Genomic DNA, 17,393 nt, shown 5'->3' on the forward strand with positions numbered 1-17,393 from the left:
ATGTCGCCGCCTTCTTTAATTGAAAATCCGTTTCAATATGAAACGGATTTTTTTTATGCTAAGGTGCGGCGTGTCCCTTTGGTCGAACCGTCGCCTTCTTTAAGTTAAAACTCCAATCAGCAATGATTGGAGTTTTTTGTTTTTCAAAGGAGCGGTGCTGTTCGCAAGCTCGGGGCGTAGCCTTGTCTCGTCCTGAAAAAATGATACAGGATTAAACAACTAAAAAAATATTATTGAGTTCCACCACAGCCGTCCGAAAGTTTTTTGAAAACGTCATAAAAACCCTTGTCAACCCTTTATTTACAAGGGCAGACTTGTTTGTTGTGCGGAATCGCAGGAATGAGATCCAAAATCTGTCTGATTACGGGTTTATTTGTATTTTTGCTTCGCCTGAAGAGTGCCATAATTGAAAAATGGGAATTTTTCAAATATACGACATTCTCAGGCAACTTTTATTTTAAAAGTTTTGGATAGTTGTGTAAATTAATAAAAAAACGTATTTGATATATTGCTAACAATTACATACCTTTGCGTCTTGGTACGTCGCTACAGCAATAATAAAAACATACATAAATGCTCCGAAAACTAAAACAACGTTGGAATGTAACTTCCAATACGCAATTTTGGCTTATTTTAATAACTTTTACAATCACAGGTTCGTTGTCTGCGAAAATATCTCGTCCTTTTTGTGATTACATAGGCTTGGATTTCAATAATTTACATCCTATTCTAGCATGGACACTTCGGTTAATCGTGATTCTGCCAATATACCAAATTACATTGTTAATAGTAGGAACTCTTTTGGGGCAATTCCGTTTTTTTTGGGCTTTCGAGAAGAAAATGCTCGGCATCAGACCAAAAAAAATAGAAAACCCTCAGGAGCAAATTGAGGAAAAAGATTCGAAAAAAACAACACAAATACATAATTAATCTATTAAATTTTACAAATTTCATTTTATTACGGAAGTTCTAAGATTTGTCTTGCGATAGCCTACTCTTTTCGAATTTATGAATCGGTTGAATTATAACAAGATTTAATTTTTTAGGTTTTGCGTTTGAAATGAGAAAAATAAAAATGTTTACAAATGAAAAAGCACTTACTTTTATGGCTCTTCGTGAGTTCTTTAACGACTTTTGCTCAGCAAGGAATCACAAATCAATCGAATGTTGGTTTAAAAAAAATCACGATTGAAGACGCAATTTTCGGATACTACAAAAATCCAGATGCACCACAAGGATACAGTTTGCTATATCCAGAAAATTATTATGATTTGCAATGGATAAAAAATACGAACCAATGGATTCATAGTTCTAACGGAAAGTTTAACATCATCGATGCTAATGGTAAAACAATTAGAACCTTGGGAGATGAACTGATGAAAAACTATCCACAGTTAAAGCGTTTACCTTCAATCGGGTATATTGACGAAAAAGAGTTCATCTTTGAAGCTGACAACACGTACCATATCTATGACTATCAAAGCGATAAGAAAACTGGGAGCATTCGCATCCCACAAGAAGCTGATAACAAAGATTTTAATAGAGAAAGGAATGCGGTAGCCTATACCATCGGAAATAATTTATACCTCGCGATAGCTAATAATGAAAAAATTGTGATTACCAATCACTCTGATAAAAATATCGTTTCAGGGCAGTCTATCCATAGACAAGAGTTTGGTATCAAAAAAGGTACATTTTGGTCACCAAAAGGTAATTTTTTGGCTTTCTATCAGAAAAATGAGAGCAACGTAACCGATTATCCGCTCGTAGATATCAATACGCATCCAGCAGTTCCTAAAATTATAAAATATCCGATGGTAGGACAAAAAAGCGAACAGGCATCAATCGGAATTTTTAACGTTGATACACATAAAACGATATATTTGGATATTGACACCACCGATGAGCATTACCTGACTAACCTATCGTGGTCTCCTGATGAAAAATATGTACTCATCGCTGAAATCAATAGAGATCAGAACTACTATTGGTTAAATAGATACGATGTTGCTACTGGAAAAAAGGTAAACACGCTTTTTGAGGAGAAAAACGATAAATGGGTGGAACCAGAAAATCCCGCTGTATTCCTGCCAAATAAGAATAATGAATTCTTGTGGATGAGTGAACGTGACGGATTTATGAATCTCTACCACTACAACACGGAAGGAAAACTGATCAAAAAATTAACAAGCTTCAGATGGGTAGTGCAAGATATTTTAGGGTTCGACAGCAAAGGGAAATACGTATACATCTCTGGAACAGGAACTGACCCTCGAGAGAAACATACGTTTAGAATAGATTTGACTAATCCGAAGAAAATTCAACAATTAACAAAGGTAAATGGGACGCATAAAACCCAACTCAGTTCGGATGGAAAATATTTGATAGACGTGTACAGCAGTATTTCCATTCCAAATAAAATTGACATAATTAACACAGAATCAACTAAAAGCATCACTATTTTAGAGGCTAAAAATCCGCTAGAAGGCGTAGCTGTGAGCAGTACCGAATTTGTAGAAATAAAAGCCAACGACGGTACAATACTGTATGGAAAGATGCACAAACCAAGGGATATTGACGTAACAAAGAAATATCCTGTTTTGTTGTATGTTTATGGAGGCCCTCACGCTCAGTTAGTTACTAATTCATGGGGAGTTGGTTCTTATCTTTGGATGCCTTTTTTCGCTGAAAATGAACAATATATCATATTTACCATAGACAACAGAGGAAGTGCCAATAGAGGTTTTGCTTTTGAAAGTGTAATTCATCGCCGATTGGGCGATATTGAAATTCAGGATCAGCTTACAGGAGTGGAATATTTGAAATCATTGCCCTACGTTGACGATTCGCGGATTGCTGTTCACGGATGGAGTTTTGGGGGATTTATGGCTTCAAGTTTAATGCTTCGTCACCCCAATGTTTTTACGACTTCCATAGCAGGAGGAGCTGTTACCGATTGGAAGTTTTACGAAGTAATGTATGGCGAACGCTACATGGACACACCCATTTCGAACCGCGAGGGATACGAAAAAAGTCGTGTGGGGAAATATTTGGATAACCTAAATGGAAAATTACTCTTCGTTCACGGGAGTGTGGATGATGTTGTTGTACCTCAACATGTAATGTCTATCATACAAGAATCAATCAGCAAAAGAAAAATGGTTGATTTATCGATTTATCCAATGCATGGACACGGGGTTAGAGGAGTTGATAATGCAAATTTGGTTATCCGAATGTTGGAGTATATCAAACAGCACAACAAGTAGTTCGCATAACAAAAAGTATTGAGAATTTTTTATTCATTAAACTCAGACTATGGCATACATCACTGTTTTTTACGGGTATTGCCATAGTCTTTTGTAGCTAAATAACAAAACTAATCCGAATGAAAACCCAAGAAATCATCATAAAAGGGGCAAAGCTCCATAATTTAAAAAATGTAACGGTTGGCATCCCTCGCAATAAATTAGTGGTTGTCACAGGGCTTTCGGGATCAGGAAAGTCAAGTTTGGCGTTCGATACGCTCTATGCAGAGGGACAAAGACGTTACGTAGAGAGTCTGTCTTCCTATGCAAGGCAATTTTTAGGACGATTGGACAAACCTAAGGTCGACAACATTGTAGGCATCGCTCCTGCAATTGCCATTGAACAGAAGGTGAATACCTCTAATCCACGTTCCACCGTAGGGACTTCTACTGAAATATATGACTATCTGAAACTGCTTTTTGCTCGTATTGGAAAAACTTTTTCGCCCATTTCAGGACAAGAAGTTAAAAAACACACCGTTACGGATGTTGTTAATGCTGTTTTGGCATATCGCGAAAGAGAAAAATTATTACTGCTGGCTCCTATCCATATTCCGAGCGAACGAACGATTTATCAGGTATTGCAAATGCTACTGCAACAAGGATTTCTGCGGATTTTGTACCAAAATGAAATCCTTCGGATTGACGAAATTCAAGAAGGTCAAGTGACTTCTGATTTTTCGTTAGTTGTGGATAGGGTAATCGTACAACACAATGAGGATTTTCAACATCGACTGGCCGATGCCGTTGAAGTAGCTTTTTTTGAAGGTAAAGGAGAATGTTTTATACAAGAAGTTGAAAGTGGTAAACGAATTAGTTTTAGTAATAAATTTGAATTGGATGGGATTGATTTTTTAGAATCAAACGTTCATTTATTCAGTTTTAACAATCCGTATGGAGCATGTCCCAAATGTGATGGTTATGGAGATGTGATTGGTCTGGATGAAGATTTGATTATCCCTAACACGGGTCTTTCGGTCTACGATAATTGTATTTTTCCATGGCGAGGCGAAACAATGAGTTGGTTTAGAGATCAACTGGTTAACAATTCCTATAAATTTGATTTTCCAATACATAAACCGTGGTTTGAACTTACGAAGGAAGAAAAAAAAATAGTCTGGAAAGGCAATAAGTATTTTACGGGGTTGGACGACTTTTTTAAAGAACTTGAAGAAAAAAGTTACAAAATCCAAAATCGGGTGTTGTTGGCTCGTTATCGGGGAAAAACGAAATGTTCAGAGTGCGAAGGAAAACGTCTACGCAAAGAAGCTGAATATGTAAAAATCCAAGGTAAGAGTATCTCTGACTTGGTTGATATTTCGATTGAGGAATTACAGATTTTTTTCAAAAATTTACAACTTACTGAATATGAGAAAAATGTAGCTAAGCGTTTACTTATTGAAATTGAAAATCGATTGCAATTTTTATCGGATGTTGGTCTGAACTATTTGACTTTAAACCGAAAATCGAACAGCCTTTCGGGTGGTGAAAGTCAGCGGATTAACTTAGCTACTTCACTGGGGAGTAGTTTAGTAGGCTCCATGTACATCTTGGATGAACCCAGCATCGGTTTACATCCCAAAGACACGGAAAAATTAATCGGCGTACTAAAATCATTGCGTGACTTAGGAAATACGGTAATCGTAGTGGAACACGATGAAGAGATTATGAAAGCCGCCGACCATATCATCGATATCGGCCCAAAAGCAGGTACACACGGTGGTGAGGTAGTGGCTCAAGGTTCATATGAACAGATACTTACAGCCGATTCACTTACAGGGAAATATCTCAGTAAGAAGATGAGTATTGAATTGCCAAAGCGAAGGCGTACCTCTCCGCACTATATAAAATTGATTGGTTGCCGTGAAAATAATCTAAAAAATATTGATGTAACTCTTCCTTTGGATATGCTCACAGTAGTTACAGGAGTTTCAGGAAGTGGAAAATCGACTTTGATAAAGAAGATTTTATATCCGGCTATGTTGCGAGAATTGAATATAAACGGAGATAAAGTAGGGCAATTCACTAAACTCGAAGGAAAATACAAACACATTCAGTCGGTGGAGTTCGTTGATCAAAATCCGATTGGCAAATCGTCGCGTTCCAATCCGATTACCTACTTGAAAGTGTATGACGACATACGGAATCTGTATGCTTCTCAAAAACTATCAAAATTGCGAAATTTCCAAGCAAAACACTTCTCATTTAATGTAGATGGTGGACGTTGTGAAGTGTGTAAAGGCGAAGGCGAAGTTACTATCGAAATGCAATTCATGGCAGATGTACATTTACCGTGTGAAGCATGTGGTGGAAAACGTTTCAAAAAAGAGGTGTTGGAAGTTTCGTTCGAAGGCAAAACTATTGATGATTTGCTCAATACTACCATTGACGATGCTATCATTTTCTTTGACCAACATAAACAACATAAAATCAGTGCAAAAATAAAACCTCTGCAAGATGTTGGACTAGGATACGTAACTTTGGGACAATCATCCTCAACGCTTTCGGGTGGAGAAGCTCAACGTATTAAATTGGCCTCATTTTTGGTAAAATCGGAAAGTAAAGAGAAGGTGTTGTTTATTTTTGATGAACCTACCACTGGTTTACATTTCCACGATATACATAAATTGCTTTCCTCTTTTCAAGCTCTTATCGAAAAAGGACATTCGATAGTAGTTATCGAACACAATTTAGAAATGATAAAGTCAGCTGATTATGTGATTGATTTAGGGTTAGATGGAGGTGATAAAGGGGGGACGGTTATTGCCGAAGGAACTCCTGAAGAATTGATTAAAAACAAAATAAGCTACACAGCAACGTATTTGAAACAGGTGATGTAAGAGAATGAAAAAAGAGGGTACTGATTCTTTCCAGTAACCTCTTTTTTATTTTCATAAATAAAACTAAGAATTTTATTTTTCTTTTTTCAACAGACGTTGAGCCGCATCGGAAGCAGCTATCAAACCTCCCGCTGACATGATTATGTCTTTCAATACTAAGCGACCAGCACCTGAAAGATAAGGAAATCCATGTTGTGGTGTTGGCATATCACCTCCTAAATTTGGCACATATACTTCAGGAGTTGTGATTAAAAATGAGAGTGTGACAATTGACATTCCAAAAGTTAACAATCCTCCCCAAAGTCCGATTTTTGGAGACCATATTCCTAATAAGGTCAATAACCCGATGAGGCAAATCATAGCTCCCAGCCCATAGGAAAAAGTATATGTCCCGTTTTGTTTGTGCCATTCAATATTTTTAGCTACCATTTTTCCTTCTGGATTTTTGTGTAAAACATATTCAGGAACAGTTTCTCCTTTGTCATTTACGGCTGTTTTGCCTGTATTGTTATAAAAGAAACTCATAAAAGGGCTATTTGTTACAAACGGAACAATGCCATCAGCCTCATATTGATAGACTTTCAATCCTCCAATCCAAGCCATCACGATAAAGATTGCTACTCGGATGTAATTTACAAAATTACGCTGACTACCAGCTAAAAACGTAAGTAATTGCTTCATTGTATTATAAATTTATATGTTACTAATTTGGTTTGCAAAAGTAGTTATATCGCTAAACATACCTAATGGACAAAAAAGGGTTTTACATAGATTATTTTGCTACAACAGAAATTCCTACCGTTTCCCGAAAATGCTTTGGAGACAATCCAACGGCTTTCTTGAAAAACCGACTGAAATAAAATTCATCTTCAAAATTCATTTCAAAAGCAATTTCTTTGATTGACTTACAGGTCAAGTGCAATTGTTTTTTAGCCTCTAAAACAATGCGTTCTTGAATGAGTTTGGCAGGAGATTTTTCAAATAATTGTTTAATTTTTTTACTGAAAGTATCCACCGAAAGATGAGCTTTATCGGCATAGAAAGCTACACTACGTTCGGTCAGAAAATAAGTTTCTAAGTTTTTTTGAAAATCCAACCCTATACTGTTATTTACTTTCAGCATTAAATCTTTCAAAATTAAACTTTTATCTTTACTTGAAAGTGCCAAAATCAGCTGTAAATATGATCGTAACACCGCCTGAGAATACGTCGTTTTCTCTCCTAATTCGGTTTTTATCCGTTTAAAAATTGACTTTATTTCGCTGAAATGTTCTTCCGATAGTTGAATGTGAGGTTGCATATAAATATTATTGAATAACAGTCCGTTACACGCCACCTCTTCCTTATGGTATTCAATACAATAAAAATCGCCATGGAACTGCAACACTTCAACTTCTCCGGGTATTTCTTTCAAAAATTGTATTTTTTGATAGGGTGATAAGAACAAAATCGTATGTCCATCATATTCAAAATCGACTGAATTTACAGAAAAAGCACCGCTACCTACAAACAAAAAAATACAATAATTTTCTACGCTAAACCCTTCTCTGAGTTGTTGTGTGATATTATTTTTTATTGATATATTCATACGCAATAAAATTTCGTTGAACAAAAATAGTTTTTTTTAGGATTTTGGCAAAATTTTTGAGTGGGAAATGTCTCGATTTTGAAAGTAAACTTATTTTTGATTTTTTTTTCTATATATTAGGAATATAATACTGAAAATCAATATTCAACGCATAAATATTAAATCACTTTTGAACTTTAAAAAACAAATTTCAACAAAAAGAAATTGATACAGATTTTCCTGAAAACGATTGAATTATATTACTAAAAATAGTCATAGAACTAAAAAAATATATACCTTTGCAAAAATATTTTAATTATATCAATAAAAAATACAATGAATACTCAAAAATCTTTATTAATGATTGCAACAGCTTTCGTTTTAGCGAGTTGCAGTTCTGTGTCTAAGGTGAGCAAATCTTCCCTTGATGTGGCTCCAAGTTCCTATACATCTGTAGGGAAACTAGCAGAAGACAATTTAAAAACATGGCCTCATGAAAGTTATTCGGCCAACTTACCGGGGATGAACTTGGGCGGGGCTTATGATTTGTTGAAAAAAATGAAGCCAAAGCAAAAAGTGATTGTTGGGGTGATTGATTCTGGAATTGACATTAATCACGAAGATTTGAGAAATGTGGTATGGACAAATCCAAATGAAATTGCAAACAATGGCATTGACGACGACAAGAATGGCTACGTAGACGATATCCATGGATGGAACTTCTTGGGAGATGTTAACCATGAAAATTTAGAGTATGTTCGTATCTATAAAACCAAGGACAAAAACAATCCTTTGTTCGAAAAGGCAAAGAAAATGTACGAAAAAGAACATAACGAGACTTTAGAAGAAAAAGCTTACATGGAACAATTGTATCAGATGATTTTATCAGCTGATGAAGTGTTAGCTAAGGAGTTGAAAAAAACGAACTATACCAAATCTGATCTTGCTCAACTAAAAACATCGGACGATACTATTGCTCAATATGTTGAATTTATGCAACAAATGTTTAATCGTGTAGAAGATGTAAATGTTTTAAAATCAGATTTTAATAATGCTGCTAAATACTACGACTCAAAGTTAAAGCATCATTTGAATTTGAATTTTCATCCTCGTAAAACGATTTTAAAAGACGATGAAAATGATTTTTCCAAAAAAGGCTACGGAAATAACAACGTAATAGGGCCTGATTTGGAGGAGTCATTACATGGAACACACGTAGCAGGAATCATTGCAGCTGAACGTGGCAATGGTATTGGAATTGATGGAGTAGCAAATAATGTACAGATTATGGCTTTGCGTGCCGTTCCTGATGGAGACGAATACGATAAAGATATTGCTTTTGCCATTCGTTATGCAGCTGATAATGGAGCTAAAGTAATCAATACAAGTTTTGGAAAAGGGCTTTCTCCTCACAAGGATAAAGTGTATGAAGCTATAAAATATGCCGCTTCAAAAGATGTGTTGATTGTAAATGCAGCAGGAAATGATAGCAAAGATATTGATGTAGAAGATACTTATCCGAATGATGAAATAAATGGTAAAGAAATTTCAGATAACTTCTTGACAGTAGGAGCTTTGAACTATATGTTCAACGAAAATCTAGTAGCTTCATTCTCAAATTTCGGAAAAAGAAATGTGGATGTTTTTGCTCCTGGAGTGAAAATTTACGCACCTACACCTGACAATAATTACAAATTTTTACAAGGAACTTCTATGGCTTCGCCTGAGGTGGCTGGAATTGCAGCTTTGATTAGAGTTTATTTTCCAAACTTAACAGCAGCTCAGGTAAAACAAGTAATTATGCAATCGGGAGTTAAACCAAATTTAGAAGTAAAAGTAGGTGAGGGAGAGAATAAAAAGAAAGTTCCTTTCTCTGAACTTTCAACCTCCGGTACTATTGTTAACGCTCGTAATGCTATCATCTTAGCAGCGAAAATGAGTTTACGAAAATAGGTATAAAAAAAATATACAAAGAAAGAGGCTGAAATCTAAAAAATCAGCCTCTTTCTTTGTTTTTGTGATAAGAATCACTTACGTCGATTCCTTCGCTCCTGTGATATTTTTTCAAAATCAATAAGGAAAGCGGGATCTTGCTCCTCCAATTCCTCTCGAGCAAAAGCTCTAAGCAAAATTTCCTCGATCCAATAATCCTCTTCAACTTCGGCAGGATTATATTCACTTTTTAGTGAAATATCATACAGCCATGCAGTGTTGTTATACCAAAAGGCATTCCAACCGTTTCGAAGTTCTTTTACTAAATTAAAGGCGGTTCTTCCCGTTTGCCGATGAATCAGTTTTACTAAAATACGCCCCTGTGAACGAGAAAGTTGCTTCAATTCGTCTGTAAATCGGTCTTCAATATATTTTTGGGTACGCTTAACATACGTTTTTTTTGTGCGATTATTTTTCATCGTATCCATCGTTTGCTCCATAACATACAACCGATCGGCAGCCATTTTCGCATACGGATACACCTTTCTAACTCGATTTCGTAAAATTAAATATTGCTTTCGAGCTTCTTCATTGGGAAATGTGCGTTCTGCTCGCTCAAAAACATACACATCACTCAAACGGATTGTATCAATAAGTTGATAATGTGGTTTTCCAATCGTATCATGCTGTGCGTAAGCATGACTAAAGAAGACAAACCCCAATCCATATATCGTCAAAAGTATTTTTTCTCTCATATAAAATTATTTCAGCCAACAAAAATACAAACTATAATGCGAAGTACCAAAAATCACACCATATCCATTTTTCTGTTACAAAATTCATTTTTTTTCAAATGTTTTTTCGAAATAAAATTGTATATTTGTTGTCGGGATCTTAGAAAAAAATGTTTACGAAAATGTATTTTGCTTATGGATAGTTTATTTTCACCGATGTATCTCACGTTATTCATTTTGGCTTTAGCCTCTTTCTTTTTTATGCAAGGAAAAGTACGTTCTGATTTAGTAGCAGTTTGTGCTTTGCTGTGTTTGATGTTTTTTAAGATACTTTCTCCAGAGGAGGCTCTGGCAGGATTTTCAAATTCAGTAGTCATCATGATGGTGGGGCTTTTTGTGGTTGGAGCAGGTATTTTTCGCACAGGATTAGCAAAAATGATAAGTAGCCGTATTCTTCGTTTGGCAGGTAATAACGAGAATTTGTTGTTCTTTTTGGTAATGTTAGTAACAGCTTCTATTGGAGCTTTCGTGAGTAATACAGGTACAGTAGCGGTGATGATGCCTATTGTTGTGAGTATGGCTGCGAGTGCTAACTTGAATCCCTCTCGCTATTTAATGCCACTGGCATTCGCTAGTAGTATGGGATTATTCACACTAATCAGTACCCCACCAAACTTAGTTATCCAAGATGTACTCACCCATGGAGGTTACAAGCCACTTTCTTTCTTTTCTTTTGCCCCTGTGGGACTTATTTGTCTGGTAGTGGGTGGAATAGGAATGTTTTTCTTGAGTAAATATTTAGTAGATACTAAAACAGATGGAGCTACAAACTCTACGAAAAAAGGAAAAACATTACAAGAATTGGTCGATGAATACCGATTGAATCATCAGGCTTTCCGATTTAAAATTCCAAAGGATACGCCATTACTAAACCAATCATTGGCAGAGTTGAAAATTGCCACGAATTACGGAATCACTGTTACAAAAATCACTCGCAAAACCAGTGCTTCGGGCTTCGGTAAGAAATATTTAGAAATAATGGCAACTCCCAACTCCTTGATTTTACATGGAGATGTTGTCTATTGCAATGGGAGTGAGGAGAATATTCATCGTTTTGCAACAGAAAATGGACTTACGATCGAAGAAGATAAAGAGGGAACTTTTTCTGATTTCCAAGAATCCGGTATCGCTGAAGTGTTTGTAATGCCGAACTCAAAACTGATAAATCATACCATTCGTGAAGCTCGTTTTCGTGAGGAATATAACGTTAGTGTGTTAGGCATAAAAAGGCAAACAACATATCAGCGCGATGATTTTCAAAACATAAAACTTCATTCAGGTGATGCTTTACTGATTCAAGGTACTTGGAAAGACATTGCGGAAATAGGCAATTTACAGGATGATTTGGTTTTGTTAGGGCAACCATTAAAAGAGGCTGCTAAAGTAACCCTTGACCAAAAAGCTCCAATTGCTGCACTGATAATGTTGGCAATGGTCGTAGCAATGGTAACTAACGTTATCCCTACTGTCACTGCAGTTTTAGTAGCATCAGTATTGATGGTCGTCACGGGCTGTTTACGAAATATGGAAGAGGCTTACAACAGTATCAATTGGGAGACCGTTGTACTGATAGCAGCAATGTTACCGATGGCAACTGCTTTTAAAAACACTGGAGCTGCTTCCCTAATTTCAAATGGATTGATTCATCAACTGGGATCTTTTGGGCCTTATGCTTTGTTGGCAGGTGTATACTTCAGCACATCTTTGCTTACTCTTTTTATCAGCAACACAGCCACAGCTGTTTTATTTGCTCCAATTGCTTTAAACGCCGCGCAAGGTATGGGAGTCAGTCCCTATCCGTTTCTGTTTGCAGTTGCCATAGCAGCTAGCTTATGCTTTGCCTCCCCCTTCTCAACTCCTCCAAATGCGTTGGTAATGCAGGCAGGACGATATAGCTTTATGGACTACGTTCGCATAGGAACTCCATTACAAATTATTATGGGAATCGTTTTTGTGTTCCTGTTGCCTTTGTTGTTCCCTTTTTAATCAGGTTTCAACAACAATTTATTTAGTTGGTTTTATTTTAGTTTCCGAAAACTGTACACTTAGCTAATTTTAGCACATACAGTTCTCAATTTTTAAAAATATTTCAACTTTATTTTTTGTTTTTTAGAAAAAAACGTATCTTTGCACCTATAAACGAGGATGGGAGGGGACATAAAGTCCCCTCTTTTTATACAAAATGAAATTAATAGAAAAGGTTAAAGAGTTAGTAGACAATGCTTTAAGTGAAAATCCAGCGTTGTTTTTGATAGATTTATCAGTGTCGAAGGACAATGCCGTTCGAATTGTAATTGACGGTGATAACGGCGTAGGAATTGACGATTGCATAACCTTAAGTCGTTCTGTGGAACATAATTTAGATCGTGAAGAGATTGATTTTTCAATCGAAGTGACTTCATTCGGAGCTACGGAACCTTTCCATTTGGAGAGGCAATATCAAAAAAACATTGGTCGCACTGTGGAAGTGTTGAAAAATGATGGTAAAAAACATGAAGCTCTGCTTAAAGGTATTGTTGATGGGAATGTAATTTTAGAAACCGAAACACGTGAGCCTAAACCTGTGGGGAAAGGGAAAATAACTGTAAAAAGAGAGCTTCAGATAGCTCTAAGTGATATAAAAGAAACGAAAGTAATCATTAAATTTTAATCGAAATTATTATGGACAATCTTGAATTAATAGAGTCTTTTTCAGAGTTTAAGGATAATAAACTTATCAACCGTGAGACTTTAATGGCGATTTTGGAAGAGGTATTTCGCAATACTTTGAAAAAGAAATATGGTTCAGATGACAATTTTGACATAATCATTAACCCAGATAAGGGGGACTTACAGATTTTTAGAAATCGTGTGGTTGTGGAAGATGGAGAAGTGAAAGACCCTAATCAAGAAATCGAATTATCGGCAGCTCAAAAAATTGAGCCTGATTTTGAGGTGGGAGAGGATGTATCAGAGGAAATTAAAATCAACGACTTGGGTCGCCGTGCTATCTTAGCATTGCGTCAGAATTTGATTTCAAAAATTCACGAGTATGACAGTACTACCATCTATCGTAAATTTAAAGATTTAATTGGTCAAATTTATATCGCTGAAGTTCATCATATTAGACATAAAGCTATTATCCTTTTGGACGACGAAGGCAACGAAATCGTTTTGCCAAAAGAGAAACAAATCCCATCGGATTTTTTCAAAAAAGGTGAACACGTACGTGGAGTGATTGAAGGAGTGGAACTAAAAGGTAACAAACCGTCAATCATTATGTCGAGAACATCACCAGTGTTTTTGGAACGTTTGTTTGAACAAGAAATTCCTGAAGTAGCCGATGGACTCATTACTATTAGCAAAGTGGTTCGGATTCCTGGTGACAAGGCTAAAGTAGCTGTAGACTCATATGACGACCGTATTGATGCGGTGGGTGCATGTGTTGGTGTTCGTGGAGCTAGAATACATGGAATAGTTCGTGAGTTAGGAAACGAAAACATTGATGTTATCAACTATACAAGTAATCCAAATTTGTTGATTGCTAGATCACTGGCTCCTGCAAAAGTAAATTCAGTTACGGTGGATGAAGAAAATAAAACAGCTCAAGTGTTTTTATCACCCGAAGAGGTGTCAAAAGCGATTGGGAAAGCGGGTTACAATATCCGTTTGGCTGGTCAATTGACAGGATACGATATTGACGTATACAGAGATGGCATAGATGACGAAGAGGATATTGAGTTAGAAGAATTTGATGACGAAATCGAAGGATGGGTGATCGAAGAATTCAAAAAAGCAGGATTAGACACCGCTAAAAGTATTTTGGAATTAGACATCACTGAGTTAATGAAACGTACTGATTTAGAGGAAGAAACCATCCGTGAAGTTATCAGCGTCTTACAAGACGAGTTTGAATAGACCGTGCTGTGAAAGCGAAGTTATATGGCACATAAGGAGTGCTTAAAACATAAAATTAAAAGTAAGCCATAGGTTCAAATCCTAAGCCTATCGCTTATAGCGTAAAGCAAATAAATATAATATATGAGTGAGGGAAAAAATATACGATTAAGTAAGGTTCTAAGGGAATTTAATATTTCTTTAGAGACAGCTGTGGATTATCTTAAAAAGGATAAGGGAATTGAAGTGGAGTCGAATCCGAATACAAAGATTTCGGAAGACGCATACAAAATGCTTTCTGACAAGTTCAACGCTGATAAAAATAAGCGCGAGGCTTCCAAAGAAATCGTTCAAGACCAACGAAAAGAAAGGGAAGCTATCCGAATTGAGCAAGAAAAAGAACATGAGGAAAAACGCAAACAACAAGAACAAGAGGTTATCAAAGCCCGAGGTACAGTTGTGGGAATCAAAACGGTAGGAAAGATTGATTTAGAGCCTAAAAAAGAAAATAAATCATCCGAAAAAGTTGTTGATAAAATCAAACAATCTACTGAAAAAGAAACTGTTGCACAGACAGAAAATACACCTCAACCTGTTGAGAAAAAAGAAGAAAAGCCTCAAGAAATAGTAGCTACTCAAGAGGAAACTGTTGTAGAAGTTACTGAAAAAGAGTTAGTTACGTTTGAAAAAAACAAAAATAAACAAGATAGCAAAAAAGAATTCCCTCAAAAAAACAAATCCCAAAACACTCAAAACGATAAGTATCAATCACTTAATCAACATATTATAAAAGATTCAAAACCCCAAAACGATACTGCCAAAAATCAGGAAAAGGAAGAGCCTGAAGTAGGTGTAATCGAAACACAATATCAAAAATTGACAGGGCCGAAGGTTGTAGGAGAAAAAATCGACCTAAGTCAATTCGATAAGAAAAAGAAGAAAAAGAAAAAAGACAAAGGTAGTAAAGACAAGGAAAAAGTCAATACAGATGCTCCTAAAGAGGATGAAAGTGGCGACAAAAAACGCAAACGTAAGCGTATCAAAAAAGATGATGTAGCCTCATCATCACCTCACAAAGACAAAAAAGACGGTAAAGGAAAGGATAAAAAGCAGAAAACTTTTGCAAAAGTAGAACCTACCGAAGAGGAAGTACAAAAACAAGTACGTGAAACTTTAGAAAAATTACAAGGAAAAGCTACTAAGTCGAAAGGAGCTAAATACCGAAAAGAAAAACGCGACTTACACCGTCAGAAAACCGAAAGTGAGTTAGCTCAATTAGAACAAGAAGAAAAAATCTTAAAAGTAACAGAATTTGTTACTGTAAATGAGATAGCTACGATGATGAACGTACCTATCAATAAGGTTATTGGAGCGTGTATGTCACTGGGAATTATGGTAACGATGAACCAGCGTTTGGATGCTGAAACGTTGACCATTGTAGCAGATGAATTTGGCTATGAGGTTGAATTTGTAACCGCTGATATTGAGGAATCTATCCCTGTGGAAGAAGATGAGGAAACGGATTTGATTCCAAGAGCTCCAATCGTAACTGTTATGGGACACGTGGATCACGGAAAAACATCACTTTTGGACTACATTCGTAAGGAAAACGTGATTGCAGGAGAAAGTGGGGGGATTACGCAGCACATTGGTGCTTACAGCGTAAAACTTGAAAGTGGGGAAAGAATTACGTTCTTGGATACCCCGGGACACGAAGCCTTTACAGCGATGCGTGCCCGTGGAACAAAAGTTACGGACATTGCTATTATCGTAGTAGCTGCCGACGATGATGTAATGCCACAAACCAAAGAAGCTATCAGCCACGCACAAGCAGCGGGAGTTCCTATTATATTCGCTATCAATAAGATAGATAAACCTACAGCAAATCCTGAGAAGATTAAAGAACGTTTGGCTGGAATGAATCTCTTGGTGGAAGATTGGGGAGGAAAAATTCAATCGCAAGACATTTCTGCTAAGCAAGGAATTGGCGTTCAAGAACTATTAGAAAAAGTACTACTTGAAGCTGAATTACTGGAGTTAAAAGCCAATCCAAACAAACGAGCTTTAGGAACTGTTGTAGAAGCATCATTGGACAAAGGTCGTGGATATGTTTCGACAGTATTAGTTGAAACAGGAACTCTACGGGTTGGAGATTATGTATTGGCAGGAACAAACTCTGGAAAAATCAGAGCGATGCACGACGAACGCGGTAAAAAAGTAAAAACTGCAGGTCCTTCAACTCCGATTTCGGTTTTAGGTTTAGATGGTGCCCCACAGGCAGGAGATAAATTCTATGTGTTTGAAGATGAGCGTGAAGCAAAACAAATCGTAGCTAAACGAGCTCAATTACAGCGCGAACAATCAGTACGTACACAACGTCATATCACTTTAGACGAGATTGGCAGACGTATTGCTTTGGGAGATTTCAAGCAGTTGAATATCATCTTAAAAGGAGACGTAGACGGTTCGGTAGAAGCCTTGACGGATTCGTTCCAAAAACTTTCAACAGAAGAAATTCAAGTGTCAATTATTCATAAAGGAGTAGGAGCAATTACCGAATCAGATGTATTATTAGCATCAGCTTCGGATGCGATTATTATCGGATTTAATGTCCGACCAATGGCGAACGCTCGTGCATTAGCTGACAAAGAAGAAATAGATATCCGCACTTACTCAATTATATATGATGCAATTAATGACCTCAAAGATGCTATGGAAGGAATGCTTTCGCCTGTATTCAAAGAGGAAGTTACCGGTACGGTCGAGATTCGTGAGTTATTCAAGATTTCAAAAGTTGGAACTATTGCAGGATGTATGGTTACCGATGGAAAAATCTATCGCAATTCAAAAATACGTATTATCCGCGAAGGTGTGGTTATTTACACGGGAGAACTGTCTTCGTTAAAACGTTTCAAAGATGATGTGAAAGAGGTTTCTAAAGGATATGATTGCGGGTTACAAGTGAAAAACTATAATGACATCAAAGAAAACGATGTATTAGAAGCATTCCAAGAAGTCGCTGTGAAAAAGAAATTGTAAGATTTTTGTAACCAAAAAAAGACTTTCCAAGACATTTGAA

Annotated in this window: 11 protein-coding genes; 8 read left to right on the forward strand and 3 right to left on the reverse strand. The window is 36.5% G+C overall.

Features of this window, described 5'->3' with window-relative positions:
* Positions 1 to 573 precede the first annotated feature (573 nt).
* The 3 genes from CCAND38_RS04875 to uvrA all read left to right on the forward strand — a co-directional run bounded on the left by CCAND38_RS04875 (position 574) and on the right by uvrA (position 6,145).
* Positions 574 to 930, forward strand: a complete 357-nt coding sequence (locus CCAND38_RS04875; protein ID WP_042344127.1) for a DUF6787 family protein — start codon at positions 574 to 576, stop codon at positions 928 to 930.
* A 155-nt stretch (positions 931 to 1,085) separates the two neighbouring features.
* Positions 1,086 to 3,266 carry a S9 family peptidase gene (locus CCAND38_RS04880; RefSeq protein ID WP_052458131.1) on the forward strand — a complete coding sequence of 727 codons (2,181 nt, stop codon included), beginning with the start codon at positions 1,086 to 1,088 and terminating at the stop codon, positions 3,264 to 3,266.
* Positions 3,267 to 3,385: 119 nt separating this feature from the next.
* A complete protein-coding gene (gene uvrA, locus CCAND38_RS04885; protein WP_042344128.1) occupies positions 3,386 to 6,145 on the forward strand; it encodes an excinuclease ABC subunit UvrA in 2,760 nt (919 codons plus the stop codon).
* Between the two features lie 72 nt (positions 6,146 to 6,217).
* Here the strand turns inward: uvrA and CCAND38_RS04890 are convergent, their stop codons facing one another.
* Both CCAND38_RS04890 and CCAND38_RS04895 read right to left on the reverse strand, forming a co-directional pair.
* Entirely contained in the window at positions 6,218 to 6,826 is a 609-nt protein-coding gene (locus tag CCAND38_RS04890) for a DUF417 family protein (RefSeq protein ID WP_042005431.1), read from the reverse strand.
* Between the two features lie 91 nt (positions 6,827 to 6,917).
* Entirely contained in the window at positions 6,918 to 7,733 is an 816-nt protein-coding gene (locus CCAND38_RS04895) for a helix-turn-helix domain-containing protein (protein WP_042344151.1), read from the reverse strand.
* 315 nt (positions 7,734 to 8,048) lie between these two features.
* Here CCAND38_RS04895 and CCAND38_RS04900 point away from each other — a divergent pair, with 315 nt between their 5' ends.
* A complete protein-coding gene (locus CCAND38_RS04900) occupies positions 8,049 to 9,665 on the forward strand; it encodes a S8 family peptidase (protein ID WP_042344129.1) in 1,617 nt (538 codons plus the stop codon).
* 74 nt (positions 9,666 to 9,739) lie between these two features.
* On the opposite strand, the gene CCAND38_RS04905 is transcribed toward CCAND38_RS04900, so the two are convergent.
* The gene (locus tag CCAND38_RS04905; RefSeq protein WP_042005426.1) at positions 9,740 to 10,399 is read right to left on the reverse strand and encodes a DUF4294 domain-containing protein; all 660 of its coding nucleotides are present in this window, start codon (positions 10,397 to 10,399) and stop codon (positions 9,740 to 9,742) included.
* 195 nt (positions 10,400 to 10,594) lie between these two features.
* Between CCAND38_RS04905 and CCAND38_RS04910 the strand changes: the two genes are divergently transcribed.
* The 4 genes from CCAND38_RS04910 to infB all read left to right on the forward strand — a co-directional run bounded on the left by CCAND38_RS04910 (position 10,595) and on the right by infB (position 17,353).
* Positions 10,595 to 12,424: an SLC13 family permease gene (locus CCAND38_RS04910; protein ID WP_042344130.1), complete on the forward strand. Its 1,830-nt coding sequence runs from the start codon at positions 10,595 to 10,597 to the stop codon at positions 12,422 to 12,424.
* A 196-nt stretch (positions 12,425 to 12,620) separates the two neighbouring features.
* Positions 12,621 to 13,088, forward strand: coding sequence for a ribosome assembly cofactor RimP (gene rimP / locus CCAND38_RS04915; RefSeq protein ID WP_042344131.1), 468 nt, complete (start codon positions 12,621 to 12,623; stop codon positions 13,086 to 13,088).
* 11 nt (positions 13,089 to 13,099) lie between these two features.
* Complete coding sequence (nusA, locus tag CCAND38_RS04920) at positions 13,100 to 14,335, forward strand: transcription termination factor NusA (RefSeq protein WP_042344132.1); 1,236 nt, start codon at positions 13,100 to 13,102, stop codon at positions 14,333 to 14,335.
* A gap of 123 nt (positions 14,336 to 14,458) precedes the next feature.
* The gene (gene infB, locus CCAND38_RS04925; RefSeq protein ID WP_042344133.1) at positions 14,459 to 17,353 is read left to right on the forward strand and encodes a translation initiation factor IF-2; all 2,895 of its coding nucleotides are present in this window, start codon (positions 14,459 to 14,461) and stop codon (positions 17,351 to 17,353) included.
* Positions 17,354 to 17,393: the final 40 nt, after the last annotated feature.

Origin of the sequence: Capnocytophaga canis (assembly GCF_000827555.1) — a bacterium.
GTDB classification, from domain to species: Bacteria; Bacteroidota; Bacteroidia; order Flavobacteriales; family Flavobacteriaceae; genus Capnocytophaga; species Capnocytophaga canis.